The organism is Burkholderia pyrrocinia, from assembly GCF_003330765.1.
GTDB classification, from domain to species: Bacteria; Pseudomonadota; Gammaproteobacteria; order Burkholderiales; family Burkholderiaceae; genus Burkholderia; species Burkholderia pyrrocinia_B.
In genome coordinates, this window is record NZ_CP024902.1 from 1,381,218 (window position 1) to 1,406,777 (window position 25,560).

General features: G+C 65.9%; 25 protein-coding genes and 1 tRNA gene. 17 read left to right on the top strand and 9 right to left on the bottom strand.

From position 1 onward, the window contains the following. Positions 1-54 precede the first annotated feature (54 nt). Together greA and CUJ89_RS06685 are read left to right on the top strand one after the other, a co-directional pair. A complete protein-coding gene (greA, locus tag CUJ89_RS06680) occupies positions 55-531 on the top strand; it encodes a transcription elongation factor GreA (RefSeq protein WP_114176663.1) in 477 nt (158 codons plus the stop codon). 14 nt (positions 532-545) lie between these two features. Beyond that, the gene (locus tag CUJ89_RS06685) at positions 546-1,004 is read left to right on the top strand and encodes a DUF4149 domain-containing protein (protein WP_006497614.1); all 459 of its coding nucleotides are present in this window, start codon (positions 546-548) and stop codon (positions 1,002-1,004) included. A 48-nt stretch (positions 1,005-1,052) separates the two neighbouring features. On the opposite strand, the gene CUJ89_RS06690 is transcribed toward CUJ89_RS06685, so the two are convergent. Then, positions 1,053-1,580: a YhbY family RNA-binding protein gene (locus tag CUJ89_RS06690; RefSeq protein WP_114176664.1), complete on the bottom strand. Its 528-nt coding sequence runs from the start codon at positions 1,578-1,580 to the stop codon at positions 1,053-1,055. Between the two features lie 193 nt (positions 1,581-1,773). On the opposite strand from CUJ89_RS06690, the gene CUJ89_RS06695 reads away from it, so the two are divergent. From CUJ89_RS06695 to phoR, 11 genes are all read left to right on the top strand, one after another. Then, positions 1,774-2,436, top strand: coding sequence for an RlmE family RNA methyltransferase (locus CUJ89_RS06695; RefSeq protein WP_114176665.1), 663 nt, complete (start codon positions 1,774-1,776; stop codon positions 2,434-2,436). 166 nt (positions 2,437-2,602) lie between these two features. Beyond that, positions 2,603-4,498 carry an ATP-dependent zinc metalloprotease FtsH gene (gene ftsH, locus CUJ89_RS06700; protein WP_114176666.1) on the top strand — a complete coding sequence of 632 codons (1,896 nt, stop codon included), beginning with the start codon at positions 2,603-2,605 and terminating at the stop codon, positions 4,496-4,498. Between the two features lie 28 nt (positions 4,499-4,526). Next, entirely contained in the window at positions 4,527-5,468 is a 942-nt protein-coding gene (gene folP, locus CUJ89_RS06705; RefSeq protein WP_114176667.1) for a dihydropteroate synthase, read from the top strand. A gap of 27 nt (positions 5,469-5,495) precedes the next feature. Then, positions 5,496-6,851 (top strand): phosphoglucosamine mutase, encoded by a 1,356-nt coding sequence (gene glmM, locus CUJ89_RS06710; RefSeq protein ID WP_114176668.1) that lies wholly within the window; start codon positions 5,496-5,498, stop codon positions 6,849-6,851. A 443-nt stretch (positions 6,852-7,294) separates the two neighbouring features. Then, positions 7,295-8,329, top strand: a complete 1,035-nt coding sequence (gene pstS, locus CUJ89_RS06720; RefSeq protein ID WP_114176669.1) for a phosphate ABC transporter substrate-binding protein PstS — start codon at positions 7,295-7,297, stop codon at positions 8,327-8,329. 94 nt (positions 8,330-8,423) lie between these two features. Next, entirely contained in the window at positions 8,424-9,410 is a 987-nt protein-coding gene (pstC, locus tag CUJ89_RS06725; protein WP_114176670.1) for a phosphate ABC transporter permease PstC, read from the top strand. Further along, entirely contained in the window at positions 9,407-10,300 is an 894-nt protein-coding gene (gene pstA / locus CUJ89_RS06730; protein ID WP_114176671.1) for a phosphate ABC transporter permease PstA, read from the top strand. The genes pstC and pstA overlap by 4 nt, the downstream gene beginning before the upstream one ends. Before the next feature lie 15 nt (positions 10,301-10,315). After that, positions 10,316-11,164: a phosphate ABC transporter ATP-binding protein PstB gene (gene pstB / locus CUJ89_RS06735; protein ID WP_114176672.1), complete on the top strand. Its 849-nt coding sequence runs from the start codon at positions 10,316-10,318 to the stop codon at positions 11,162-11,164. A gap of 17 nt (positions 11,165-11,181) precedes the next feature. After that, positions 11,182-11,886 carry a phosphate signaling complex protein PhoU gene (gene phoU, locus CUJ89_RS06740; RefSeq protein ID WP_114176673.1) on the top strand — a complete coding sequence of 235 codons (705 nt, stop codon included), beginning with the start codon at positions 11,182-11,184 and terminating at the stop codon, positions 11,884-11,886. Between the two features lie 32 nt (positions 11,887-11,918). Then, the gene (gene phoB / locus CUJ89_RS06745; RefSeq protein ID WP_027787869.1) at positions 11,919-12,620 is read left to right on the top strand and encodes a phosphate regulon transcriptional regulator PhoB; all 702 of its coding nucleotides are present in this window, start codon (positions 11,919-11,921) and stop codon (positions 12,618-12,620) included. Positions 12,621-12,677: 57 nt separating this feature from the next. After that, complete coding sequence (gene phoR, locus CUJ89_RS06750) at positions 12,678-13,997, top strand: phosphate regulon sensor histidine kinase PhoR (protein WP_114176674.1); 1,320 nt, start codon at positions 12,678-12,680, stop codon at positions 13,995-13,997. A 119-nt stretch (positions 13,998-14,116) separates the two neighbouring features. Here the strand turns inward: phoR and ppk1 are convergent, their stop codons facing one another. Beyond that, the gene (gene ppk1, locus CUJ89_RS06755) at positions 14,117-16,180 is read right to left on the bottom strand and encodes a polyphosphate kinase 1 (RefSeq protein ID WP_114176675.1); all 2,064 of its coding nucleotides are present in this window, start codon (positions 16,178-16,180) and stop codon (positions 14,117-14,119) included. 279 nt (positions 16,181-16,459) lie between these two features. Between ppk1 and ppx the strand changes: the two genes are divergently transcribed. Beyond that, on the top strand, positions 16,460-17,974 hold the full coding sequence (ppx, locus tag CUJ89_RS06760; RefSeq protein WP_114176676.1) for an exopolyphosphatase: 1,515 nt from the start codon (positions 16,460-16,462) through the stop codon (positions 17,972-17,974). Between the two features lie 74 nt (positions 17,975-18,048). Here the strand turns inward: ppx and CUJ89_RS06765 are convergent, their stop codons facing one another. Together CUJ89_RS06765 and CUJ89_RS06770 are read right to left on the bottom strand one after the other, a co-directional pair. After that, positions 18,049-18,483, bottom strand: a complete 435-nt coding sequence (locus CUJ89_RS06765; protein ID WP_114178511.1) for a hypothetical protein — start codon at positions 18,481-18,483, stop codon at positions 18,049-18,051. Between the two features lie 141 nt (positions 18,484-18,624). Next, positions 18,625-18,701 (bottom strand) — tRNA-Pro (locus CUJ89_RS06770). A gap of 161 nt (positions 18,702-18,862) precedes the next feature. On the opposite strand from CUJ89_RS06770, the gene sixA reads away from it, so the two are divergent. Continuing rightward, complete coding sequence (gene sixA, locus CUJ89_RS06775; RefSeq protein WP_114176677.1) at positions 18,863-19,324, top strand: phosphohistidine phosphatase SixA; 462 nt, start codon at positions 18,863-18,865, stop codon at positions 19,322-19,324. A gap of 170 nt (positions 19,325-19,494) precedes the next feature. Then, a complete protein-coding gene (locus CUJ89_RS06780) occupies positions 19,495-20,301 on the top strand; it encodes a GNAT family N-acetyltransferase (RefSeq protein WP_114176678.1) in 807 nt (268 codons plus the stop codon). Positions 20,302-20,510: 209 nt separating this feature from the next. On the opposite strand, the gene CUJ89_RS38195 is transcribed toward CUJ89_RS06780, so the two are convergent. After that, complete coding sequence (locus CUJ89_RS38195; RefSeq protein WP_201752277.1) at positions 20,511-20,681, bottom strand: hypothetical protein; 171 nt, start codon at positions 20,679-20,681, stop codon at positions 20,511-20,513. A gap of 136 nt (positions 20,682-20,817) precedes the next feature. On the opposite strand from CUJ89_RS38195, the gene CUJ89_RS38200 reads away from it, so the two are divergent. After that, a complete protein-coding gene (locus tag CUJ89_RS38200; RefSeq protein ID WP_201752278.1) occupies positions 20,818-20,994 on the top strand; it encodes a hypothetical protein in 177 nt (58 codons plus the stop codon). A gap of 17 nt (positions 20,995-21,011) precedes the next feature. On the opposite strand, the gene CUJ89_RS06790 is transcribed toward CUJ89_RS38200, so the two are convergent. The 4 genes from CUJ89_RS06790 to CUJ89_RS06805 form a co-directional block, all read right to left on the bottom strand. Beyond that, positions 21,012-22,391 (bottom strand): MATE family efflux transporter, encoded by a 1,380-nt coding sequence (locus CUJ89_RS06790; RefSeq protein ID WP_114176680.1) that lies wholly within the window; start codon positions 22,389-22,391, stop codon positions 21,012-21,014. A gap of 10 nt (positions 22,392-22,401) precedes the next feature. Continuing rightward, positions 22,402-22,725 (bottom strand): DUF2288 domain-containing protein, encoded by a 324-nt coding sequence (locus tag CUJ89_RS06795; RefSeq protein ID WP_114176681.1) that lies wholly within the window; start codon positions 22,723-22,725, stop codon positions 22,402-22,404. Positions 22,726-22,798: 73 nt separating this feature from the next. Beyond that, positions 22,799-24,418, bottom strand: coding sequence for an acyl-CoA synthetase (locus CUJ89_RS06800; protein WP_114176682.1), 1,620 nt, complete (start codon positions 24,416-24,418; stop codon positions 22,799-22,801). A gap of 368 nt (positions 24,419-24,786) precedes the next feature. After that, positions 24,787-25,479, bottom strand: a complete 693-nt coding sequence (locus tag CUJ89_RS06805; RefSeq protein ID WP_114176683.1) for a peptidoglycan DD-metalloendopeptidase family protein — start codon at positions 25,477-25,479, stop codon at positions 24,787-24,789. Positions 25,480-25,560: the final 81 nt, after the last annotated feature.

Below are 25,560 nucleotides of genomic sequence, written 5' to 3' on the forward strand. Positions count from 1 at the left end.
CGCGCTTAATCGCGGTGATTTTTTTTAAAGACGATTTTAGCGATTGAGCCGTTTATGAGCACCATTCCGTTGACAAAGCGTGGCGCAGAGCAACTGCGCGATGAATTGCAGCGCCTCAAGTCCGTCGAGCGGCCGGCCGTGATCAACGCGATCGCGGAGGCCCGCGCACAGGGTGATCTGTCCGAAAACGCCGAATACGACGCAGCGAAGGAAAAGCAGGGCTTCATCGAGGGTCGCATCGCGGACCTCGAATCGAAGCTGTCCGCCGCGCAAATCATCGATCCCACGGTGCTCGACGCCGATGGCCGCGTGGTGTTTGCCGCGACGGTCGAACTCGAGGATCTCGAATCGGGCGACACCGTCAAGTACCAGATCGTCGGCGACGACGAAGCCGATATCGATCACGGCCTGATTTCGGTCAGCTCGCCGATCGCGCGCGCGCTGATCGGCAAGACCGAAGGCGACGTCGCGGCCGTGCAGGCCCCGAGCGGCGTGCGCGAATACGAAATCATCTCGGTCAGCTACGTCTGAAGCGGGGCGACGTGATGCCGCATCGCGTGTTCCGTCTGCTGTCGGCCGTGTGGGTCGGCAGCCTGCTGACGATCGGGTATGCGGTCGCGCCCGTGCTGTTCAAGACGCTGGAGCGGATGACGGCCGGTTCGGTCGCCGCCCAGTTGTTCCGTATCGAGGCGATCCTCGGTGTCGTGTGCGGCGTGCTGCTGCTCGCGTTGTCGAACCAGCAGGTGCGGCGCGGCAGCAGCGAATATCGTCGCGTGCGCTGGATCGTCGCCGCGATGGTCGTGTGCGTGCTGGTCGGGTATTTCGCGCTGCAGCCGTTCATGAACGCGCTGCGGGTGGCCGCGATGGACGCGGGCACCGATATCGCGAACTCGCCGTATGCGAGTCGCTTCGGGATGCTGCACGGCGTCTCGAGCGTGTTCTATCTCGTCGAGAGCGTGCTGGGGCTGATGCTGATCTGGCGTCTGCCGGCGCGCGACGCCTGAGCGCCGCGCGGGCAGGGCGGCACGGGATGCCCCGTGCCGCGCACGCGATTACTTGTCCTGGAACGGCCGCTTGGTGCTTGCCTGGCGCTTTTTCGCGCGCTTCACGTTGCCGCCCGCCGTCACGCGCTCGTTGCCGCGCACGACGACCTTCGTCGGCTTCGGGCGACGCACGGGGCTCGCGTTCGGCGACACCTTGACGACCTTGACGGTGCGCGGTGCGCGGCCTTTATGGTCGTCGGCGGCTTCGGCCGCGCTCGGCAGCGTGCCGGCACGACGGCCGCGGGCCGGGGCCGCGGCGGGGGCTTCGGGCTTCCAGATCACCAGCAGCTTGCCGATGTGCTGGATCGGCGCTGCGCTCAGGCGGTCGCAGATCTCGTCGTAGACGGCGACGCGTTCGTCGCGTTCGTCGCCGAACACGCGGATCTTGATCAGCTGGTGCGCGGCGAGGTGCACCTTGATCTCCTTCAGCACTGCGTCGGTCAGCCCTTCGGCGCCGATCAGCACGACGGGCTTGAGCGCATGGGCCTGGGAGCGCAGCGCGGAGCGCTCGGCGGGAGAAAGCGAAAGGGCGGGCATGGAAATGTCGAAATCTTAATAAGGGCGCGCTGCCTGAAAAGCGATCGCGGAAAGTTACCGCGTCAGACGCGCGCCGAAACCACGTAAAATCGCGGCTTAGGCCTGAAAAGGGGCCGCAGCCGCGCGAAGAAGACGCGTATTATCCGCTAAAAGCGCGGCTTCACGAAGCAAATAGCAGCAATCTCTCTCTCGAATGGCAAAAAACCGCTTTAACCAGAACTGGCTGCATGACCACATCAACGACCCGTACGTCAAAATGGCGCAGCGGGAGGGCTATCGCGCGCGTGCCGCGTACAAACTGAAGGAAATCGACGAGCAGGACAAGCTGGTGCGTCCGGGCCAGGTCATCGTCGATCTCGGTGCGACGCCGGGCAGCTGGAGCCAGTATGCCCGCAACAAGCTCGCGCAGGGCAAGAAGCGCGACACCGAGCGCGAAGGCGGCATCGACGGCACGATCATTGCGCTCGACCTGCTGCCGATGGAGCCGATCGCCGACGTCCACTTCATCCAGGGCGACTTCCGCGAGGACGAAGTCCTCCTCCAACTCGAGGAACTGCTCGAAGGTCGTTCGGTGGACCTTGTTATTTCGGACATGGCCCCCAACCTCTCCGGCGTGGCCTCGGCGGACGCGGCGCGCATCGAGCATCTCTGCGATCTGGCGCTCGAATTCGCGCAGAACCATCTGAAGCCGGACGGTGCGCTGCTCGTGAAGTGCTTTCACGGCAGCGGTTACAGCCAGATCGTCGAGAAATTCAAACAGCAGTTTAAGACCGTCGCGCCGCGCAAACCCAAGGCGTCCCGCGACAAATCGTCCGAAACGTTCATTTTGGGTCGGCATCTGAAGCATCCGCGCTGATGCGCAGCGGGATGCCGCAAACGGGCTCCGGCCCTTGCCAGACAAGCGAAGCGCTATCGCCGCGGTTGTCAATGCTTATGGCGAGGGTGGTCGGACTGGATTAGAATGACCGAGGGGCGCCGCAAGGAAAATGTAGGCGCTCGTCTACGAGTGAAGGAGTGGTGCTTTGAACAACAATATGTTTTCGAAGGCAGCGGTGTGGCTGGTAATCGCACTGGTGCTGTTTACGGTGTTCAAGCAGTTCGACAAGCCCCGCGTGCAGGAAGGCGTGTCCTATTCGCAGTTCATGGACGACGCCAAGAGCGGCAAGGTCAAGAACGTTATCGTTCAGGGGCGCAACCTCACCGTCACTCCGGCTGATGGCCAGAAATACCAGATCGTGTCGCCCGGCGACATCTGGATGGTCGGCGATCTGATGAAGTACGGCGTGCAAGTCAGCGGCAAGGCCGACGACGAGCCGAACGCGCTGATGTCCGCGCTGTACTACCTCGGGCCGACGATCCTGATCATCGTGTTCTGGTTCTACATGATGAGGCAGATGCAGGGGGGCGGCAAAGGCGGCGCCTTCTCGTTCGGCAAATCGCGCGCGCGGCTGATCGACGAGAACAACAACGCGGTGAACTTCTCCGACGTCGCGGGCTGCGACGAAGCAAAGGAAGAAGTGTCCGAGCTCGTCGACTTCCTGCGCGATCCACAGAAATTCCAGAAGCTGGGCGGTCGCATTCCGCGCGGCGTGCTGCTGGTCGGCCCGCCGGGTACCGGCAAGACGCTGCTGGCCCGCGCGATCGCGGGTGAAGCGAAGGTACCGTTCTTCAGCATCTCGGGTTCGGACTTCGTCGAAATGTTCGTTGGCGTCGGCGCGGCTCGTGTGCGCGACATGTTCGAGCAGGCGAAGAAGCACGCGCCGTGCATCGTGTTCATCGACGAAATCGACGCGGTCGGCCGTCATCGCGGCGCCGGCATGGGCGGCGGCAACGACGAGCGCGAGCAGACGCTGAACCAGATGCTCGTGGAGATGGACGGCTTCGAGGCGAATTCGGGCGTGATCGTGATCGCCGCGACCAACCGTTCCGACGTGCTCGACAAGGCGCTGCTGCGCCCGGGCCGTTTCGACCGCCAGGTCTATGTCGGCCTGCCGGACATCCGCGGCCGCGAGCAGATCATGCGCGTGCACCTGCGCAAGGTACCGATCTCGAACGACGTCGATGCTGCAGTCATCGCGCGCGGCACGCCGGGCTTCTCGGGCGCCGATCTCGCGAACCTCGTGAACGAGGCCGCGCTGTTCGCCGCACGCCGTGGCAAGCGCATCGTCGAAATGCAGGATTTCGAGGACGCGAAGGACAAGATCTTCATGGGTCCGGAGCGCAAGTCGGCCGTGATCCGCGAGGAAGCGAAGCGTGCGACCGCTTACCACGAGTCGGGCCACGCGGTGGTTGCGAAGCTGCTGCCGAAGGCCGACCCCGTGCACAAGGTCACGATTATCCCGCGCGGCCGTGCGCTGGGTGTCACGTGGCAGTTGCCGGAGCATGACAACGAGACATACTCGAAGGACTACCTGCTGGACCGCCTCGCGATCCTGTTTGGTGGGCGGGTGGCGGAAGAGCTGTTCATGAATCTCGTCAGCACCGGCGCATCGGACGACTTCAACAAGGCGACCCAGACGGCGCGTGCGATGGTGGCCCGTTTCGGCATGACCGATGCGCTCGGGCCGATGGTCTACGTCGACGACGAGAACGAAGCGTCGCCGTTTGGCCGCGGCTTCACCCGCACGATCTCGGAAGCGACGCAGCAGAAGGTCGATTCGGAAATCCGCCGCGTGCTGGACGATCAGTACAACCTCGCGCGACGCCTGCTCGAAGAGAACCGCGACAAGGTCGAAGCGATGACGGCCGCACTGATGGAGTGGGAGACGATCGACGCCGATCAGATCAACGACATCATGGAAGGCCGTCCGCCGCGCTCGCCGAAGAGTTCGCCGGCTGTCGGTGGCGATTCGTCGGGCGGCGGCAGCAGCGCCGAGGTCAAGCCCGCCAACGCACCGGCGCCTGCTTCGCCGGCATAATCTCCGTTTTGGTACGGTTCACGGGCTGGTGTGGCTTCACACCGGCCCGTTTTGCATTCATCCACGCCAGTCGCTCGTGTCCGATATCGCTGTTTCCCACGCCATTCCCGCGCCGCTCCAGTGCGGCCGCTTCACGCTGACGTTCGAACGCCCGCTCGTGATGGGCATCCTCAACGCAACGCCCGATTCGTTCTCCGACGGCGGCCGCTTCCTCGCGCGCGACGATGCGCTGCGCCAGGCCGAGCGGATGATTGCCGAAGGCGCCGACCTCCTCGATATCGGCGGCGAATCGACGCGCCCCGGCGCGCCGCCCGTGCCGCCCGACGAGGAACTCGCGCGCGTGATCCCGCTCGTCGAGGCACTGCGGCCGCTGAACGTGCCGCTGTCGATCGACACCTACAAGCCGGCCGTGATGCGCGCGGCGCTGGCCGCCGGCGCGGACCTGATCAACGACATCTGGGGGTTCCGCCAGCCGGGCGCGATCGATGCGGTGCGCGAGGGCAACAGCGGGCTGTGCGCGATGCACATGCTTGGCGAGCCGCAGACGATGCAGGTCGGCGAACCCGACTACGGCGACGTCGTGACCGAGGTGCGCGATTTTCTCGCCGCGCGCGCACAGGCGCTGCGCGACGCGGGCATTGCGGCGGAGCGGATCTGCGTCGATCCCGGTTTCGGGTTCGGCAAGGCGGTCGTCGACGATAATTATGCGCTGCTGGCCGCGTTGCCGGACACGGCGCCCGCGCGGCCCGACGGGCGCGCTTATCCGATACTCGCAGGCATGTCGCGCAAGTCGATGCTCGGCGCGGTGATCGGCGGCAAGCCGCCGATGGAGCGCGTCGCGGCGAGCGTGGCGGCCGCACTGTGCGCGGTCGGGCGCGGCGCCGCAATCGTGCGCGTGCACGACGTCGCGGCGACGGTCGATGCGCTGAAAATATGGAATGCCGTGCGCGAAGCCGCGCGGCAACGATAAGTCAGAAGACGAAGGAGGAAGGGCCCCATGGGACGTCGATATTTCGGCACGGACGGCATTCGCGGCACGGTGGGCGAAGCGCCCATTACGCCGGATTTCGTATTGCGCCTCGGCTATGCGGCCGGCAAGGTACTGGCCGGCTCGGCCGATGTCACGGCAGGCTCGCGTCCGACCGTGCTGATCGGCAAGGACACGCGCGTGTCGGGCTACATGCTCGAGGCCGCGCTCGAGGCCGGGTTCTCGGCGGCCGGCGTCGACGTGATGCTGGCCGGCCCGATGCCGACGCCGGGCGTCGCGTATCTGACGCGCGCGCTGCGCCTGTCGGCCGGCGTCGTGATCAGCGCGTCGCACAACCCGTATCACGACAACGGGATCAAGTTTTTCTCCGCTGACGGCAACAAGCTGCCCGACGACACCGAAGCCGCGATCGAGGCGTGGCTCGACAAGCCGCTCGAATGCGCGTCGTCCGACGGCCTCGGCAAGGCGCGCCGCCTCGACGACGCGGCCGGCCGCTACATCGAATTCTGCAAGAGCACGTTCCCGGCCGCGTTCGACCTGCGCGGGCTGAAGCTCGTGATCGATTGCGCGCACGGTGCCGCGTACCAGATCGCGCCGCACGTGTTCCACGAGCTCGGCGCGGACGTGATCCCGATCGGCGTTGCGCCGAACGGCTTCAACATCAACGACGGCGTCGGCGCGACCGCGCCGGACGCGTTGGTGCGCGCGGTGCGTGCGAACCACGCCGATCTCGGCATTGCGCTCGACGGCGATGCTGACCGCCTGCAGGTCGTCGACGCGAGCGGGCGCCTGTATAACGGCGACGAGTTGCTCTACGTGCTCGTGAAGGACCGGATCACGACCGACGGCAAGGTCGAAGGCGCGGTCGGCACGCTGATGACGAACCTCGCCGTCGAAGTCGCGCTGCAGCGCGAGGGCGTGAAGTTCGTCCGTGCGGCGGTCGGCGATCGCTACGTGCTCGAACAGTTGCGCGAGCGCGGCTGGCAGCTCGGCGCGGAAGGCTCGGGCCATATCCTGTCGCTTGACCGGCACTCGACCGGCGACGGCATCGTGTCGGCGCTGCTCGTGCTGGCCGCGCTGAAGCGCAGCGGCCAAACGCTCGCGCAGATGCTCGATGGCGTCACGCTGTTTCCGCAGAAGCTGATCAACGTGCGGATGAAGCCGGGCGCCGACTGGAAGGGCAGCACGTCGATTCGCGCCGCGATCGACGCCGCCGAAGCCGCGCTCGCCGGCAGCGGCCGCGTGCTGATCCGCGCGTCGGGCACGGAGCCGGTGCTGCGCGTGATGGTCGAAGCGCAGCAGGCGGCCGATGCGGTCCGCCATGCGGAGACGATCGCCGACGCGGTGCGCGCGGCGACGACCTGACGCGCGGTATCGGCGCGGGGCGGTCCGGCCGCCCGCGCGCCGGCTCTCCGGTGAACCGGCATGCGGCGCCTTCGGGGCGCCGCAATTACGTCAGACGCAAAGGTTTGCGATACCTATAGAGGGGTGCCTCGACAAGCGCATTCCCCGATCGGAGAAATCGTCCGACCCCTGATATCGGACCCGCCGCGGGCAGGGCTTCCCGTGCCGCCGACGCTGCGCTACGATCCGCCCGCGCCCCTGCAAAACGGGTGTTCGCCCCGTCCTTTCCAGGCCGGCAATTCTTGCCGCCATTGCCGTTCCGGCGCCCCCCGCGCCGTGCCTGCTACTCCCTTTCAACCAGTCATGTTACTGTCACGCCAGTTTCATTGATTGTCACATTACCGTCATGAGGAGCCCCTAACCTTCGCGGTGCCGTAGTCATCCGCTCACACACTGGAGGTCTCATGAAATTGATGCAAACCGCGATTGCCGGCTTGGCTGGCGCGCTTTTCGCTGTTGCCGCGCAAGCTGCCGACATCACGGGCGCAGGCAGCACGTTCGCGATGCCGATCTATACGAAATGGGCTGCCGACTACCAGCAGTCCGGCGGCGCGAAGGTCAACTACCAAGGTATCGGTTCGTCGGGCGGCCTGAAGCAGATCAACGCGAAGACGGTCGATTTTGCCGGTTCGGACGCTCCGCTGAAGGATGACGAGCTCGCGAAGGAAGGCCTGTTCCAGTTCCCGACGGTGGTGGGCGGCGTGGTGCCGGTCGTCAACGTGCCGGGCGTGAAGGCAGGCGAGCTGACGCTGTCGGGCCCGGTGCTCGGCGACATCTACCTCGGCAAGATCAAGAAGTGGAACGACCCGGCGATCGCCGCGCTGAACCCGAAGGTCAAGCTGCCGGATACGGACATCGCGGTGGTTCGCCGCGCAGACGGTTCGGGCACGAGCTTCATCTGGACGAACTACCTGTCGAAGGTCAACGACGAGTGGAAGTCGAAGATCGGCGAAGGCACCACGGTCAACTGGCCGACGGGTACGGGCGGCAAGGGCAACGACGGCGTCGCAGCCTTCGTGCAGCGCCTGCCGGGCGCGGTCGGCTACGTCGAGTGGGCGTACGCGAAGAAGAACAACATGGTCTACACCGCGCTGAAGAACTCGACGGGCACGGTGGTCGAGCCGAAGACGGAAACGTTCAAGGCCGCTGCTGCCGGCGCGAACTGGTCGAAGTCGTTCTACCAGATCCTGACGAACCAGCCGGGCAAGGAAGCATGGCCGGTCGTCGGCGCGACGTTCGTGCTGCTGCACGCGAAGCAGGACAAGCCGGAGCAGGGCGCGGAAACGCTGAAGTTCTTCAGCTGGGCGTTCAAGAACGGCGAGAAGGCAGCCGACAGCCTTGACTACATCTCGCTGCCGCCGGCGGTCGAGACGGAAATCCGCAAGCAGTGGAAGGCGAAGGTGACGGACGCATCGGGCAAGTCGGTCGCCGCGGAGTAAGCATTGCAGCGGTTCGCTGCCCGGCCGCGCCGGTCGGGCAGTGTGTGCGGTAAAACCGGGCGTCATGGCGCCCGGCAATCAAAAGCAGGCACCCATGTCTGATATTTCATACACGTCCTCCCGATCGCCCGACAGTGCGCAGCTGCGTGCGCCGAGCCGCTTCGGGGACGTTCTGTTCGGCGGCCTCGCACGGCTCGCCGCGATCGTGACCCTGCTGCTGCTGGGCGGGATCATCGTTTCCCTGATCATTGCGTCGCTGCCGACCATCCAGAAGTTCGGCCTCGGCTTCCTGTGGCAATCCGAGTGGGATCCCAACTCGGACATCTACGGCGCACTCGTGCCGATCTACGGCACGATCGTGACGTCGGTCATTGCGCTCGTCATCGCGGTGCCCGTCAGTTTCGGCATCGCACTGTTCCTCACCGAGTTGTCGCCCGTGTGGCTGCGCCGCCCGCTCGGCATCGCGATCGAGCTGCTCGCCGCGATTCCGTCGATCGTGTACGGCATGTGGGGGCTGCTGGTGTTCGCGCCGATCTTCGCCGAATACTTCCAGAAGCCGCTCGGCCGCCTGTTCAAGGACATGTGGGTGCTCGGTCCGCTGACGGCCGGCCCGCCGATCGGCATCGGCATCCTCGCGGCCGGCGTGATCCTCGCGATCATGATCATCCCGTACATCGCGTCGGTGATGCGCGACGTGTTCGAGGTCACGCCCGTGCTGCTGAAGGAATCGGCATACGGGATCGGCTGCAGGACCTGGGAAGTGATGTGGAAGGTCGTGCTGCCCTATACGAAGACCGGCGTGATCGGCGGCGTGATGCTCGGCCTCGGCCGCGCGCTCGGCGAGACGATGGCCGTGACCTTCGTGATCGGCAATACGAACCTGCTCGACAGCGTGTCGCTGTTCGCGCCGGGCAACAGCATCACGTCGGCGCTCGCGAACGAATTCGCGGAAGCGCAACCGGGCCTGCATACGTCCGCACTGATGGAACTGGGCCTGATCCTGTTCGTGATCACGTTCATCGTGCTGTCCATCTCCAAGCTGCTGCTGCTTCGTCTCGAGAAGGGAGAGGGCAAGAAATGAGCGAGCCCATCATGAATTTCCCGGGGCCGACCGGCGCCGCGCTCGACGCGATGCGCAGCCGCCTGCAGCGCAGGCGCAAGGCCGTCAACGCGATCGCGCTTGCCGCATCGCTCGGCGCCATGGCATTCGGCCTGCTGTGGCTCGTATGGATCCTGTACACGACGCTGCACCTCGGTATCGGCGGCCTGTCGCTGCAGCTGTTCAGCGAATCGACGCCGCCGCCGAACACGGCAGGCGGCGGTCTCGCGAACGCGATCGTCGGCAGCCTGCTGCTGTGCGGTTTCGGCACGCTGATCGGCACGCCGATCGGCATCCTCGCGGGCGTCTATCTTGCCGAATACGGCCAGAAGAACCTGCTCGCCGGCACGATCCGCTTCATCAACGACATCCTGCTGTCCGCGCCGTCGATCGTCGTCGGCCTGTTCGTGTACGCGATCGTCGTCGCGAAATCGGGACGCTTCTCGGGCTGGGCCGGCGTGATCGCGCTCGCGCTGCTGCAGATTCCGATCGTGATCCGCACGACCGAGAACATGCTGAATCTCGTGCCGATCGCGCTGCGTGAAGCCGCGGTCGCGCTCGGTACGCCGAAGTGGCGGATGGTGCTGAAGATCACGCTGCGCGCCTCGCTCGGCGGGATCACGACCGGCGTGCTGCTCGCGATCGCGCGGATTGCCGGCGAAACGGCGCCGCTGCTGTTCACGGCGCTGTCGAACCAGTTCTTCTCGTGGGACCTGAGCCAGCCGATGGCGAACCTGCCCGTCACGATCTACAAGTTTGCGATGAGCCCGTTCGCGGAATGGCAGTCGCTCGCATGGGCGGGCGTGTTCCTGATTACGCTCGGGGTGCTCGGACTCAATATCCTGGCGCGCTCGATCTTCTCGAAAAAGTAACGGCGGAGCAATCCGATGAATATGGCAGAAAGCCACCTGAATCCCGTCGAGCGCACCGCAGCGCCCGCCGGCACGCAAGACGCGGCGCACGGCCGCCCGCTCGCGCCGCTGAACGCGAAGATCGAGGTCAACAACCTCAACTTCTTCTACAACAAGTTCCATGCGTTGAAGAACGTCAACCTGCGCATTCCCGAAGGGAAGGTGACGGCGTTCATCGGCCCGTCGGGCTGCGGCAAGTCGACGCTGCTGCGCACGTTCAACAAGATGTTCGCGCTCTATCCGGAGCAGCGCGCCGAAGGCGAAATCCTGATGGACGGCGAGAACCTGCTGACGACGAAGCGCGACATCTCGCTGCTGCGCGCGCGTATCGGCATGGTGTTCCAGAAGCCGACCCCGTTCCCGATGTCGATCTACGACAACATCGCATTCGGCGTGAAGATGTTCGAAAAGCTCACGCGCTCGGAAATGGACGACCGCGTCGAATGGGCGCTCACGAAGGCCGCGCTGTGGAACGAAGTGAAGGACAAGCTGGGCCAGAGCGGCTACGGCCTCTCGGGCGGCCAGCAGCAGCGTCTGTGTATCGCGCGCGGCATCGCGATCCGTCCGGAAGTGCTGCTGCTCGACGAACCGTGCTCGGCGCTCGACCCGATCTCGACGGGCCGCATCGAAGAACTGATCGCGGAGCTGAAGAGCGACTACACGGTCGTGATCGTCACGCACAACATGCAGCAGGCCGCACGCTGCTCGGATTTCACGGCCTATATGTACCTGGGCGAGCTGATCGAGTTCGGCGAAACCGAAAAGATCTTCATCAAGCCGGTGCGCAAGGAAACGGAAGACTACATCACCGGCCGTTTCGGCTGATGACGGAGAACACAGCCATGTCGGATAAACATCTGTCGAGCCAGTTCGACGCGGACCTGAACGCCGTGTCGTCGAAAGTGCTGGAAATGGGCGGGCTCGTCGAGTCGCAGATCGTCGGCGCGATGTTCGCGCTGAACGAATTCGATCGCGATGCGGCCGAGAAGGTGATCGCGACCGAGGAGGTCCTGAACGCGATGGAAGTCGACATCGACCAGGAATGCGGCAACATCATCGCACGGCGGCAGCCTGCCGCACGCGACCTGCGTCTTTTGATGTCGATTTCGAAAACGATTACGAACCTCGAGCGCGCAGGCGACGAAGCCGAGAAGATCGCGAAGCGCGTGCGTCGCCTCGTCGACGAGCCGGCCGCGCGCACGGTCAACATCGCCGAGATCAAGGTGTCGGGCGAGATGGCCGTGACGATCCTGCGCCGCGCGCTCGACGCGTTTGCGCGCCTCGATACGGTGGCCGCCGCGCAGATCGTCAAGGACGACAAGGAAATCGACCTGGAATTCCGCGCGTTCGTGCGCAAGCTCGTGTCGTACATGCAGGAAGATCCGCGCACGATCTCGGTGGGCCTCGAATACCTGTTCATCGCGAAGGCGATCGAACGGATCGGCGACCACGCGAAGAACATCGCCGAATTCATCATCTACATCGTGAAGGGCACGGACGTACGGCATCAGCCGCGCGACACGCTCGACCGCGAAGCCAACAGTTAACACGACCCAGCACAGGAAAAAAAGAGGTGCCGATGCCCAGCAACATTCTCGTCGTTGAAGATGAGCCCGCGATTTCCGAACTGATCTCGGTGAATCTCCAGCACGCCGGTCACTGCCCGATCCGTGCGTACAACGCCGAACAGGCGCAGAACCTGATCAGCGACGTGCTGCCCGATCTCGTGCTGCTCGACTGGATGCTGCCGGGCAAGTCCGGCATCGCGTTCGCGCGCGACCTGCGCAACAACGAACGCACCAAGCACATCCCGATCATCATGCTGACCGCGCGCGGCGACGAGCAGGACAAGGTGCTCGGCCTCGAGATCGGCGCGGACGACTACGTGACGAAGCCGTTCTCGCCGAAGGAACTCATGGCGCGCATCAAGGCCGTCCTGCGCCGTCGCGCGCCGCAGCTGACCGAGGACGTCGTGTCGATCAACGGGCTGCGCCTCGACCCTGCCACGCATCGCGTCGCCGCGCATGCGGAAGGCAGCGAGATCAAGCTCGATCTCGGCCCGACCGAGTTCCGCCTGCTGCATTTCTTCATGACCCATCCGGAGCGCGTGCACAGCCGCACGCAACTGCTCGACCAGGTGTGGGGCGACCACGTGTTCGTCGAGGAGCGCACCGTCGACGTGCACATCAAACGATTGCGCGCCGCCTTGAAACCGGCCGGCTGCGATGCGATGATCGAGACCGTGCGCGGCAGCGGCTACCGGCTCGCCAAGCACGCGTAACGTATCCGGACATGCCGTGTGCCACGGCGTGCCGTTCATTCTCTCGGGCGCTGAATCATGAACATCATCTGGGCGCGCTTTTTGGTGTCGCTCGTGCTGCTCGTGCTGATCGGCGTATTGGTCGGCGTCTTCGCCGGCCCGATCGCGGGCCTCGTGTTCGTGGTCGTGATGCTGGTCGTGCAGGGCTTTTTCAGCACCTTCCATACGCAGCGTCTGTGGCGGCTGCTCGATGCGCCGGTCTACGGTGAAGTGCCGAGCGCGCCGGGCATCTGGGGCGAGATCTACTACCGTCTGCACAAGCTCGCGAAACAGTGGCATGCACAGGTGCGGCAGGTCGAACAGCAGCATTCGCGCTTCATCCAGGCGATCCAGGCATCGCCGAACGGCGTCGCGATGCTCGACGACCACGACCAGATCGAGTGGTGCAACGAGATCGCCGAGGTCCATTTCGGCCTCGATGCGAAGCGCGACCTGCGCCAGCACATCACCAACCTGGTGCGCCATCCCGATTTCGTCCGCTACCTGAATGCGCAGCATTACGACGAGACGCTCGTGATGCGCGGCATGGGCGACTCGCGGCAGAACGTGCTGGCCGTGCAGGTGTTTCCGTACGGCGAGAACCGCAAGCTGCTGCTCACGCAGGACATCACCGAGCTCGAGCGTACCGACGCGATGCGGCGCGACTTCGTCGCGAACGTGTCGCACGAGTTGAAGACGCCGCTCACGGTGCTGTCGGGCTTCCTCGAGACGATGCGCGAGCTGCCGCTGAACGAGGAAGACCGCGCACGCTATCTCGACATGATGGAGCAGCAGGCGTCGCGGATGCGGCACATCGTCACCGACCTGCTGGTGCTCGCGAAGCTGGAAGGCGAGAGCAAGCCGCCTGCCGATCGCGCGATCGACATGCGCGCCGTGTTCGATCATCTGAAAGAGGACGCGCAGACGCTGTCGAACGGGCATCACGACATCGCGTTCTCGATCGACGAGGCGCTTGGCGTCACGGGCGCGCAGACGGAGCTGTTCAGCGCGTTCGCGAATCTCGTCACGAACGCGATCCGCTATACGCCGGACGGCGGCAAGATCGTCGTGTCGTGGCGGCGCGAGGGCGCACAGGGCGTGTTTTCCGTCACGGACAGCGGCTTCGGCATTCCGGCCGCCGACCTGCCGCGGCTTACCGAGCGCTTCTACCGCGTCGACCGCAGCCGCTCGCGCGATACGGGCGGCACGGGGCTCGGGCTCGCGATCGTCAAGCACGTGCTGCAGCGGCACGACGCGCACCTGTACGTGCAGAGCGAGGAAGGGCGCGGCAGCACGTTCACCGCGCGGTTCCCGGGCTCGCGCATCATCGCGATCCGGCCGGCCGCGTACGAGGCATGATCGCGTAACGGCAGCGCCCGTTCGGTGGGCGGCGGCACGTGAGGTCCAATAAAAAACGCAGCCCGCGGGCTGCGTTTTTTATTGGCCGGATGGCGCGCGATTGGCGTCGCGCCGCCGGCTTACGAGCAGAACTTCGCGAGCAGCCCGAGTTGCGCGTTGCGGATCGTCTTGCCGGCGCGGCGCCGGCGGTAGTGTCCGTCGCTGTGCATCTGCCAGGCCGACTGGTTGTCGCCGAGGCACACCGACAGGCCTTCGGCGATCACGCGCCGCTTGAGCTTGCGCTCGCGGATCGGGAACGCGACTTCGACGCGGCGGAACAGGTTGCGGTCCATCAAGTCGGCGCTCGACAGATAGACATCCTCGGCGCCGCCTGCGTGGAAATAGTAGATCCGGTGATGCTCGAGGAAGCGCCCGACGATCGAGCGCACCGTGATGTTTTCCGACAGCCCCGGCACACCGGGCTTCAGCGCGCAGACGCCGCGCACGATCAGGTCGACCTTGACGCCGGCCTGCGACGCTTCGTACAGCGCAGCGATGACCGACGGCTCCAGCAGCGCGTTCATTTTCGCGACGACACGCGCGCGCTTGCCGGCATGCGCATTGTCGATCTCCGCGCGGATCGACTCGATGATGCGCGGATGCAGCGTGAACGGCGACTGCCACAGCTCGTGCAGCGTGAGTTCGCCGCCGATCCCGGTCAGTTGCTGGAACACGTGATGGACGTCCTCGCAGATCTTCTGGTCGGCCGTCATCAGCCCGAAATCGGTGTAGAGGCGCGCCGTGCGCGGATGGTAGTTGCCGGTGCCGAGGTGCACGTAGCGACGCAGCGACGCCTTGCCGGCCTGCACGACGCGACGCACGATCAGCATCATCTTCGCGTGGCACTTGTGACCGACCACGCCGTACACGACGTGTGCGCCGACGGCTTCGAGCTGCGACGCCCAGTTGATGTTGGTTTCCTCGTCGAAGCGCGCGAGCAGCTCGACGACGACGGTCACTTCCTTGCCGTTGCGCGCGGCTTCCATCAGCGCGTCCATCAGCGGCGAATCGGTGCCGGTGCGGTAGATCGTCTGCTTGATTGCGACGACGCTCGGGTCTTTCGCCGCCTGCTGCAGCAGTTCGAGCACGGGCTGGAAGCTCTCGTACGGATGGTGCAGCAGGATGTCGCCGTCGTCGATCGCATCGAACATCGTCGGCGCGTTCGCGATCGCGGACGGGGTCGATGCGGTGAACGGCGCGAACTTCAGGTCGGGGCGGTCGACGAGATCGGGAATCTGCATCAGGCGCACGAGGTTCACGGACCCGGCCACGCGATAGCAGTCCTTCTCGCCGAGTTCGCTTTCCTCGAGCAGGCGCCGCACGATGTGCGGCGGCGTGTCGGCCGACACCTCGAGGCGAACCGCATTGCCGAGGTGGCGCGCGGGCAGTTCGCCCTGCAGCGCGACGCGCAGGTTCGTGATTTCGTCTTCGTCGACGAACAGCTCGCTGTTGCGCGTGATGCGGAACTGGTTGCAGCTCTTCACGACGAGTTGCGGGAAGAGTTCGCCGACAAAGCGCTGCATGAACGAGCTCAGCAGCACGAAGCCGTGCTCGAAGCCCGACAGCGCGTGCGGCATGCGCACGACGCGCGGCAGCGCGCGCGGCGCCTGTACGATGCCCATCACGGCCTGGCGGCCGAACGCGTCGCGGCCTTCGAGCTCGACGACGAAGTTCAGGCTCTTGTTCAGCACGCGCGGGAACGGGTGGGCCGGATCGAGGCCGATCGGCGTCAGCACGGGCAGCAGCTCGTCGAGGAAGTAGCGCCGTGCCCATTCGAGCTGCTCGTCGTTCCACGTGTCGGTCGCGTGGAAATAGATGCCTTCCTGTTCGAGCGCGGGCAGCACGGTTTCGTGCAGCATCGTGTACTGTCGATGGACGAGCCGCTGCGCGCGTTCGACGACGAGAGCGTAAGCATGCTGTAACGACATGCCGTCGGGCGTCAGTGCGCCGGGGTTGTCGCGGATCTGCTCCTGAAGGCCGGCCATCCGGACTTCGAAGAATTCGTCGAGATTGCTGCTGGTGATGCAGATGAAGCGAAGGCGCTCGAGCAACGGAACTTGCGGATCGGCCGCCTGGGCCAGCACGCGCTCGTTGAAACCGAGGATGCCGAGTTCACGATTGAGAAGCGGGTAACGGACGGACATCGGCAGAGTAGGGGGTGATTCAGGCGATGATTCGAAAGGACGCTCGGAAACTCTCACGGTACGATGACGTGCGAATGACAATACTGTATTTATATCGGGAAATTCTACGCTGCAACCGTTTCGTCTCATAAATGTTTCGGCTATATACAATCGAGCAGTGTGCATGCCCGTGAAGCGTGGCAATGGCAAGCGTTCCACGCTTAAAATGTCGCCTTTGATTGATCGCCCCGTGTTGCCGTACCGGCAGTCGCGGGTGAACGCGCACGGAGCCCCATTCTGATGGTTACAACCCCCCACTTGCTGGCTGCCGTGGATCTCGGCTCGAACAGCTTCCGGCTGATCGTCGGTCGCGTCGAGGAAACGCCGGCGGGCAGCCAGATCTATCCCGTCGATGCGCTGCGCGAGCCTGTCCGGCTGGCCGCCGGCCTGTCGAGCGACAAGATGCTCGATCGCGCGTCGCAGGAGCGTGGCTGGGAGGCGCTCAAGCGGTTCGGCGAGCGCCTGCGCGATTTTCATCCCGATCACGTGCGCGCGGTGGCGACCAACACGCTGCGCGTCGCGAAGAACGCGGGCGAATTTCTCGGTGAGGCCGAAGCGGCGCTCGGTTTCCCGATCGAAGTGATCGCGGGCCGCGAAGAAGCACGGCTGATCTATGCGGGCGCCGCGCACTCGGTGCCGGCGAGCGCCGGCAAGCGGCTCGTCGTCGACATCGGCGGCGGCTCGACCGAATTCATCATCGGCTCGCACTACACGCCGATCGTGATGGAGAGTCTCTACATCGGCTGCGTGAGCCACAGCCGCACCTTCTTCCCGGCCGGCAACGTCGACGAATACACGATGCGGCAGGCCGAACTCGCGGCCAAGCGCGAGATCCAGATCATTTCGAGCGAATACAAGAAGGCCGGGTGGGACCAGGCGATCGGTTCGTCCGGCACCGCACGTGCGCTCGCGGAACTCGTCGAGGCGAACGGTTTCAACGATCCGGGCGTTACGCACGGCATTTCGCGCGGCGGCCTCGAGCGTCTGAAGCGCGCGCTGATCAAGTCGGAGAACGTCAACCGGCTGAAGCTGGTCGCGCTGAAGCCCGATCGCGTGCCCGTGCTCGCGGGCGGCCTCGCGATCATGCTCGCGGTGTTCGAGGAACTCGGTGTCGACTACGTCGATACGACCGACGGCGCGCTGCGCCTCGGCGTGCTGTACGACCTGCTCGGCCGGACGCAGCACGAGGACATGCGCGCGGTGACCGTCGAGGGCTTCACGCGCCGCTACGGCGTCGATCGTGCGCAGGCCGAGCGGATCGGCGCGCTTGCGGCGCGCTTCTACGACGAACTCGAGGAAGCCGACGACGAGGCGCGCGAGGAAGGGCGGATGTTCCTCGGCTGGGCGGCCGCATTGCACGAGATCGGCCTGTCGATCTCGCACAGCGCGTATCACAAGCATTCGGCCTATATCGCGAGCAATGCGGACATGCCGGGTTTTTCGCGCACGGACCAGGCGCGGCTCGCCGCGCTCGTGCTCGGTCACGCGGGCAAGCTCGGCAAGCTGTCGCAGGCGCGCGAGGTCGAGTGGCCGCTGCTGTTCTGCCTTCGGCTCGCGGCGCTGCTGTGCCGGCGTCGGACCGATGCGGGGCTGCCCGACATTTCCGTTTCGCAGATGAAGAAGGGCGGATATGAAGTGCGCCTGCCGGGCGCGTGGGTCGAGCAGAACCCGTTGACCGACTACAGCCTCAGCCAGGAGGCTGCCGAGTGGGAGAAGGTCGGCATTCCGTATCGCGTGGTGTACACCGGCGCGTAATCGCGCGGCGCATGCGGCGGCGGGCGATGCGGCGTGCGCTGCAGGCACGCCGCACGAGCGCCTTTGCAGGCCGTTCAGTCCGACGAGCAGACGATCGCGGTCAGGAACGGGAACGCCTGCTTGACGGTCGCGTCGCTGCCGGCCTTGCGCACGGCTTCCTCCACCGCGCTCTTCGTGCCGCGCACCACGACGCCGTAGGCCCAGTCGCCGATCGGCGTGCCGTCGCCCGGACGGAAGATCGGATCGTTCGCCTGGTAACCGAGCACGACATAGACGCCGAAACCGTATGCCGTCAGCGAGCGGCTCGTGCGGAAGGCGTTGACCGAGTTCGATTCGACGTGCATCGGCTCCGACTGGATGTCGCCGGCGGCGAGCAGCGGCGCGACGAACCGGTGGCCGTTCGAGTGGCAGTCGAGCGCGTCGTCGAGCGCCTTGGCCGATGCAGTGCCGGAGGTCGCGAGCGCGAGCAGCGACGCGCAGAGGGTGGTCTTGAGAATGTTGTTTTTCATGCGCGGATGCGGGTTGTTCACGCGCATTATCGCGTGTTCCCGGAAGTGCCGCGCGCGGGTTGCGGGCAGCAGGCTGGCCGCGTTCAAGGATCCAGAAACGGAAAAGGGGCTACGGTGTTCACCGTAACCCCTTGATTCCTTTGGTCGGAGCGATAGGATTCGAACCTACGACCCTCTGATCCCAAATCAGATGCGCTACCAGGCTGCGCTACGCTCCGACGAGCCAAAGATTCTATCGTTGAATGACTGATTGAGTCAATCGCGATATGCGGGTAAATGCCGCGGCGGTGAACCGGCCACGATTTGCGACAATTCGCACGGTAATCGGCAGGCCCGGACGCATGTGCGCGGGGCCGCTCGCCGAAGCAAGGAGACAATCATGATGAACCTGATCCTGTGGCGTCATGCCGAAGCCGAAGACTACGCAACGAGCGATCTCGCGCGCCAGTTGACCGCCCGTGGCCGCAAGGACGCGCAGGCGATGGCCAAATGGCTGCGTAGCCGGCTCGAGACGAACGCCGTGATCCTCGCGAGCCCGGCGGCCCGCACCGTGCAGACCGTCGAGGCGCTGACCGACCAGTACCGGACCGTCGACGCGCTCGCGCCGGGCGGCAGCGTCGACGACGTGCTGGCGGCGGCCGGCTGGCCGGAAGGCATCGCGCCGACGGTCGTGATCGTCGGGCACCAGCCGACGCTCGGCAGCGTCGCCGCGCAGTTGATCGTCGGCAGCGACGACAGCTGGAGCGTCAAGAAGGGGGGAATCGTGTGGCTCGCGAGCCGCACGCGTAACGGCGGCCGGCAGGCCGTACTGCGGGCGGTATTGACGCCCGAACTGGTGTGAAGCCGGCCTGACGGGGCTTAAAGGGATTCATCATACGGTTTCGCAGGCTTTCTGCTAAAGTCAATTCGGCGACACGTCATTGAAAGGACACGGTCGTGCCACATAACGGTCACGGCCGATTACTACATTGGCGGGCATGTCGTCCTATTCCTTACGATCAGGAAAGCCTAATGCGAGAACTGCCGACGCCTACGCTCCCTTTTGCCTCGCTGCCCCTCGACACGTCGCGGCGTCACCTGCCGCGCGCTGCTGAAACCGTTACATCGGAGTATCGCCTGCGCGCCGCGTGGGCACGTACCGAAGACGAATTGCGCGAAGCCCAGCGCCTGCGTTACAGCGTGTTCGCCGAAGAGATGGGCGCGCAGGTCAGCGGCCCCTCCGGTCTCGACGTCGATCCGTTCGATGCGTACTGCGACCACCTGCTGGTTCGCGATCTCGATACGCTGAAGGTCGTCGGCACGTATCGCGTGCTGCCGCCGCACCAGGCGGCGCGTGTCGGCCGCCTGTACGCCGAAGGCGAATTCGACCTGTCGCGCCTCACGCACCTGCGCGGCAAGATGGTCGAGGTCGGCCGCTCGTGCGTGCACAGCGACTACCGCAACGGCGCCGTCATCATGGCGCTGTGGGGTGGCCTTGGCGCGTACATGATGCAGAACGGCTACGAGACGATGCTCGGCTGCGCAAGCGTGTCGATGGCCGACGGCGGCCACTATGCAGCGAACCTGTACCAGTCGCTGTCGGCAGGCTCGCTGACGGCGCCCGAGTATCGCGCGTTCCCGCACACGGCACTGCCGGTCGACGAACTGCAGACGGGCACCGTCGTGGCGCCGCCGCCGCTGATCAAGGGTTACCTGCGTCTCGGCGCGAAGATCTGCGGTGCGCCGGCCTGGGATCCCGACTTCAATTGTGCGGATTTCCTGACACTGTTCCGCCTGTCCGATATCAACGCGCGCTACGCCCGCCACTTCCTGGGCTGAGCCGTCTGAACCGCGTCGCGCCCGTCCGGGGCGCGCGCAAGCGAACGCCGTCGCGCGGCAACTGCCATGCGACGGCGTTTGTACATTCGATCAACGTGTGTGTATCCGGCCCTGTTAATTTCGGCGATGTGCAGATTCTGCCGTGCCACGGGATGGCACGTTCGCGAATGGCCCGGGTTCGACGCGGGCCGGACTGCAGGGCGGCCGGCTTAGTGCTTGCGCCGCCAGTCGAGCAGGTGGTGTTCCGCCATCCAGTGGTGGATCATCCCCTCGCCGTCATGGCTGCGCTTGTATTCGCGCGACTCGAAGAACGAGAGGGCGACAAGCACCATCAGACCGATGAACAGGCCGATCAGGCCCGCAATTTCCTCAGACGACATGGCAGCCTCCTTTCCACGGTACAGCGCCATGCGTACATAGTAGGACATGCGCGGCGCGACCCTGAAACGGGATTTCCGCTAGACTCGGCGCGGTCCCGGCGTGCGATGGGCGCGCCGATTTCCGGAGCCATACCCGATGATCCGTTTCATGCTGGCCGTGCTGGCCGCATCCCTCCTCGCCGGCTGCACCAGCGATCCCCGTCAGGCCCGCCGCGGCCACCCGCCGGAGGATCCGGCCGACTATCACGGCGTGCCGACCGACATGACGCCGCCGTCGATGCTCGACGCGCCGCCGCCGAAGCCCACGCAGTAACGGTTGGTCTGGCCTCGTCAGGCGCGGGCCGCGGGTGCTGTGTGCGCGTCGGCGCCAATGCGCCGCAACAGCCCCGGCAGGTAGCGCGCGAGCGTCGCGCCGCGTGCGGCCATGAACAGCAGCAGCGCGAACCAGAGCCCGTGATTGCCGAACATGCCGACAGCGGCGAGCGTGGCCACGATGAAGATCGAGAACGACACGACCATCGCGCGCATCAACGATTGCGTTTGCGTGGCGCCGATGAATACGCCGTCGAGCAGGAAGCCCCAGACCGACACGATCGGCGAAATCGCGGCCCATGGCAGGTAGCGCAGCGCGACTGCGCGGATCTCGGCCTGGTCGGTCAGGCGCGCGATGATCCAGCCGCCGGCGGCCCAGTAAACGAGCGAGAACAGCAGCGCGCCGAGTGCTGACCAGAACAGCGTGACGCGTACGGCCTGCCGGAATGCGCCGCGGTCGCGCGCACCGGCGGCCGCGCCGACGAGCGCCTCGGCCGCATGCGCGAAGCCGTCGAGGCCGTACGCCATGAAGGTCTGGAAATTCAGCAGCAGCGCGTTCGCCGCGAGCGTCGCGTCGCCCTGTTTCGCACCGAGGTGCGCGAACCAGCCGAATGCGCCGAGCAGGCACAGCGTGCGCAGGAAGATGTCGCGATTGAGCACGATCAGCCGCTTGAGCGCCACGCGGTCGGCCAGCGCACGCACCGCGATCGGCGCAAGGCCGCGCGGCCGCAGCCGCCACAGCATCCACGCGCCGAGCGCGAATCCGCACGCGTCCGCGGTGGCGGTCGCGGCACCGATGCCGGCGATGCCCCAGCCGAAGCCATACACGTAGAGCAGTACGGCACCGATGTTCACCGCATTGATGAACACCTGCGCGACGAGTGCAAGCCGGACGCGTTGCATGCCGAGCAGGTAGCCGAGCACGACGTAGTTCGCGAGCGCGAACGGCGCGCTCCAGATTCGCGCGTGGCTGTACGCGAGCGCGGTCGCGCGGACGGCATCGCTGCCGCCGAGCGCGGTCAGCGCGAACGACAGCAGCGGCACCTGCAGCGCAAGCACCGCGGCGCCGAGCGCGAACGCGACGATCAGCGCGCGCAGCAGGTTCAGGCGGATGCCGGCGGCGTCGCCGGCGCCGTGCGCCTGCGCGACGAGGCCGGTCGTCCCCATCCGCAGGAAGCCGAAGCCCCAGAACACGAAATTGAAGAACAGCCCGCCGAGCGCGACGCCGCCGAGATACTGCGTGCCGTCGAGGTGGCCGGCGACGGCCGTGTCGACGGCGCCGAGGATCGGCTGGGTCAGGTTCGCCAGGACGATCGGGAAGGCGAGCGCGAGGACGCGCCGGTGCGTGACGGTGGCCGAGCCGGTGCCGGCCCCGTGCGGTAACGCGGATTCGGACATGGCGGACGCGTCAGGCGCGTTCCTGCACACAGACCCACGGCGAGACGACGACCGCCCACAGCTCCGGGTTGCGCGCCGCGTAGTCGGCGGCGGTCTCGGCCGGCATGCGCGCGACGAGGCCGGCCGACAGCCAGCGCGCGACCTGCTCGGCTTCGTCGCCGGCGATCGCTTCCGCGACGCTGACGAGATCGAGGTCGCGCGCGACGGACAGCAGCTTGCCCTGCGCGAAGAAGCGCTCGAGATCGCACCAGTCGATCTTGGCGGTCTCGCCGAGGAGTTGGGTGTAGAGCGGGCTGTGCGACGCGCCCGCGGCGGAGTGGTGTTCAGAGGACATCGGTTTCTTGGAATGACTGCGTGGCGCCACTATAAACCATCCGGCCGGGCGGGCGGCGAGGGTGGCGGGCGGCTTACGCGTCGCGCAGCGCGCGGCGCACGATCTTGCCGGTCGCGGTCATCGGCAGGCTGTCGACGAACGCGATCGCGCGCGGATACTCGTGCGCGGCGAGCCGCGTGCGCACGTGCGCCTGCAGCGCGCGGACGAGCGAATCGTCGCCGGCGTGGCCGGGATTCAGCACGACGAACGCCTTGACGATCTCGGTACGCGTCGCGTCGGGCACGCCGACGACGGCCGCCATTCGCACCGCAGGATGCGTGAGCAGGCAGTCCTCGATCGGGCCCGGGCCGATCCGGTAGCCGGCGCTCGTGATCACGTCGTCGTCGCGGCCGACGAAGCGCACGAAGCCGTCGGCGTCGATCGTGCCCGTATCGCCGGTGAGCAGGTAGTCGCCCGCGAACTTGTCGCGCGTCGCGCCGGGATTGCGCCAGTATTCGATGAACATCACCGGGTCGGGGCGGCGCACCGCGATGCGTCCTTCGACGCCGGGTGGCAGCGGCGTGCCCGCCGCATCGACGATCGCGACCGCATGACCGGGCACCGCCTTGCCGATCGCGCCCGGCTGCGCATCGAACAGCGCCGCGCACGACGACAGCACCATGTTGCACTCGGTTTGCCCGTAGAACTCGTTGATCGTTACGCCGAGCGCGTCGCGTCCCCAGGCCGTCAACTCGGTGCCGAGCGATTCCCCGCCGCTCGCGACCGATTTCAGCGACAGCGCGTAGCGTTCGCGCGGTGCCGGGACGGCACGCATCAGCTTCAGCGCGGTGGGCGGCAGGAATGCGTGGGTGACGCCGTGCCGTGCCATCAACGCGAACGCCGCATCTCCGTCGAACTTCTCGAAGCGGCGGGCGAGCACGGGCACGCCGTGATGCCATGACGGCAGCAGCACATCCAGCAGGCCGCCGATCCATGCCCAGTCGGCGGGCGTCCAGAACAGGCGCGCGTCGCGCGGGAAGCACTGCTGCGACATCTCGACGCCGGGCAGGTGGCCCAGCAGCACGCGATGGGCGTGCAGCGCGCCTTTTGGCTTGCCCGTCGTGCCGGACGTATAGATGATCACCGCCGGATCGTCGGCAGCCGTATCGGCCGGCACGAAGTCCGGTGTTTCGGCGGCGAGCGCCGCGTCGTAGCGCAGCACACCCGGTGCGTCGGGCGCATCGTCGCCGATGCAGTAGACGGTATGCAGTGCCGGCAGTTGCGCGCGCAGCGGCGCGATTTTCGCGTAGCCGGCCGCGTCGGTGACGAGCACGGCCGCCTCGCTGTTCGCGAGCCGGTATTCGAGCGCATCGACGCCGAACAGCGTGAAGAGCGGCACCGCGATCGCGCCGAGCTTGTACGCGGCGAGGTGCGCAATGGCTGTTTCGGGGCCCTGCGCGAGAAAGATGCCGATCCGGTCGCCGCGTCGCAGGCCGGCGCGCGCAAAGCTGTTCGCGAGCCGGTTAGAGGCATTCTTCAGGTCGTCGAACGTGATGCGGAACACGTCGCCTTGCGCCGTTTCGTGGATCAGCGCGAGGCGCCCGCTGCCGTCCGCCCATTTGTCGCAGACATCCACGCCGATGTTGTAGCGCGCCGGAATGTCCCATGTGAAGCGGGAGAGCAGGTCGTCATAGCGGTCGGCGGCGGGCAGCATCGCGTGTCTCCTGGGTGTCGGGCGGGGCGTCGGGCGAACGGATTACATCAGGGTTTCACGCAGACGCATCCACAATGGTGCTTGCTGATAGGGAATGTTCGGACTCGTCCAATCGCGACGGTTCAGTGCACGATTCCACAATGACGCATAAGATCACGACAAAACAGTGATGTGACCATGGATTTGCTTCTGATAGCTGCGGGGTTCAGCCTGATCGGAATCGGTGTGCTGGTGGCGTTCGCTCGTCACGTCGATCCGTTGTCCGGCCGTTTCACCGGACGTCTGCGCAAGCGCTGACTCAACTTTTCCCGATTTTCGCTGCGACGGCACGCGATGCGCGCCGGCATCGCGTGTCGACTGTCGGGCGCTTAGCGCGCCGGCAGGTAGCGTGACGGATCGATCGACCGGCCGCCGTAGCGCAACTCGAAATGCAGTGCGACGCGCTCGCTGTCGCTGTTGCCCATCTCGGCGATCGACTGCCCCTGCGTGACCGACTGGCCTTCCTTTACCAGCAGCGCGCGGTTGTGTGCGTAGGCGGTCAGGTAGTCGGCGTTGTGCTTGAGGATGATCAGGTTGCCGTAGCCGCGCAGCCCATTGCCGGCATAGACCACGACACCCGGCGCCGCTGCGACCACCGGCGTGCCCGGCGAGTTCGCGATGTCGATGCCCTTCGATTTCGAGCCGTCGAACGTGCGGACCACATTGCCGGCTGCCGGCCAGATCAGCGCAATGCTCGTGGCCGGCTTGACGGCCGATTCGACCGGCGCGGGGCGGGCGCGGCCCGCGCTGCCGGTGCCGGTGGTCGACGGCGTCGATGCGGTTGTCGTGCCGGGCGGCGGCGCGACGCGCAGCACCTGGCCGACTTCGATGGCATCGGGGTTCGTCATCTGGTTCCAGCGCACGACGTTCTGTACCGACGTGCGGTTGTCGCGCGCGATCTTGTAGAGCGTGTCGCCACGCTCGACGCGATAGAACCCGGGGCCGACGGGCGCGGAGCCGCACGCGACGAGCAGGGCGGCGCAGGCGGCTGCGAAGAGTCGCTTCGTTGTTGTTCCGAACATTGAACCTCGCAAAACCCTGCCGCTGATGACGCGGCAGGCAACACAAAAGGTCCGATTTTAACGGGTTCGACCCGCACACCG

What these genes read in the sequence shown, in the direction of transcription:
- greA (WP_114176663.1), top strand. Translation starts at nt 55, where the DNA reads ATGAGCACCATTCCGTTGACAAAGCGTGGCGCAGAGCAACTGCGCGAT.
- CUJ89_RS06685 (WP_006497614.1), top strand. Translation starts at nt 546, where the DNA reads ATGCCGCATCGCGTGTTCCGTCTGCTGTCGGCCGTGTGGGTCGGCAGC.
- CUJ89_RS06690 (WP_114176664.1), bottom strand. Translation starts at nt 1,580, where the DNA reads ATGCCCGCCCTTTCGCTTTCTCCCGCCGAGCGCTCCGCGCTGCGCTCC.
- CUJ89_RS06695 (WP_114176665.1), top strand. Translation starts at nt 1,774, where the DNA reads ATGGCAAAAAACCGCTTTAACCAGAACTGGCTGCATGACCACATCAAC.
- glmM (WP_114176668.1), top strand. Translation starts at nt 5,496, where the DNA reads ATGGGACGTCGATATTTCGGCACGGACGGCATTCGCGGCACGGTGGGC.
- pstS (WP_114176669.1), top strand. Translation starts at nt 7,295, where the DNA reads ATGAAATTGATGCAAACCGCGATTGCCGGCTTGGCTGGCGCGCTTTTC.
- pstC (WP_114176670.1), top strand. Translation starts at nt 8,424, where the DNA reads ATGTCTGATATTTCATACACGTCCTCCCGATCGCCCGACAGTGCGCAG.
- pstA (WP_114176671.1), top strand. Translation starts at nt 9,407, where the DNA reads ATGAGCGAGCCCATCATGAATTTCCCGGGGCCGACCGGCGCCGCGCTC.
- pstB (WP_114176672.1), top strand. Translation starts at nt 10,316, where the DNA reads ATGAATATGGCAGAAAGCCACCTGAATCCCGTCGAGCGCACCGCAGCG.
- phoU (WP_114176673.1), top strand. Translation starts at nt 11,182, where the DNA reads ATGTCGGATAAACATCTGTCGAGCCAGTTCGACGCGGACCTGAACGCC.
- phoB (WP_027787869.1), top strand. Translation starts at nt 11,919, where the DNA reads ATGCCCAGCAACATTCTCGTCGTTGAAGATGAGCCCGCGATTTCCGAA.
- phoR (WP_114176674.1), top strand. Translation starts at nt 12,678, where the DNA reads ATGAACATCATCTGGGCGCGCTTTTTGGTGTCGCTCGTGCTGCTCGTG.
- ppk1 (WP_114176675.1), bottom strand. Translation starts at nt 16,180, where the DNA reads ATGTCCGTCCGTTACCCGCTTCTCAATCGTGAACTCGGCATCCTCGGT.
- ppx (WP_114176676.1), top strand. Translation starts at nt 16,460, where the DNA reads ATGGTTACAACCCCCCACTTGCTGGCTGCCGTGGATCTCGGCTCGAAC.
- CUJ89_RS06765 (WP_114178511.1), bottom strand. Translation starts at nt 18,483, where the DNA reads ATGAAAAACAACATTCTCAAGACCACCCTCTGCGCGTCGCTGCTCGCG.
- sixA (WP_114176677.1), top strand. Translation starts at nt 18,863, where the DNA reads ATGATGAACCTGATCCTGTGGCGTCATGCCGAAGCCGAAGACTACGCA.
- CUJ89_RS06780 (WP_114176678.1), top strand. Translation starts at nt 19,495, where the DNA reads ATGCGAGAACTGCCGACGCCTACGCTCCCTTTTGCCTCGCTGCCCCTC.
- CUJ89_RS38195 (WP_201752277.1), bottom strand. Translation starts at nt 20,681, where the DNA reads ATGTCGTCTGAGGAAATTGCGGGCCTGATCGGCCTGTTCATCGGTCTG.
- CUJ89_RS38200 (WP_201752278.1), top strand. Translation starts at nt 20,818, where the DNA reads ATGATCCGTTTCATGCTGGCCGTGCTGGCCGCATCCCTCCTCGCCGGC.
- CUJ89_RS06790 (WP_114176680.1), bottom strand. Translation starts at nt 22,391, where the DNA reads ATGTCCGAATCCGCGTTACCGCACGGGGCCGGCACCGGCTCGGCCACC.
- CUJ89_RS06795 (WP_114176681.1), bottom strand. Translation starts at nt 22,725, where the DNA reads ATGTCCTCTGAACACCACTCCGCCGCGGGCGCGTCGCACAGCCCGCTC.
- CUJ89_RS06800 (WP_114176682.1), bottom strand. Translation starts at nt 24,418, where the DNA reads ATGCTGCCCGCCGCCGACCGCTATGACGACCTGCTCTCCCGCTTCACA.
- CUJ89_RS06805 (WP_114176683.1), bottom strand. Translation starts at nt 25,479, where the DNA reads ATGTTCGGAACAACAACGAAGCGACTCTTCGCAGCCGCCTGCGCCGCC.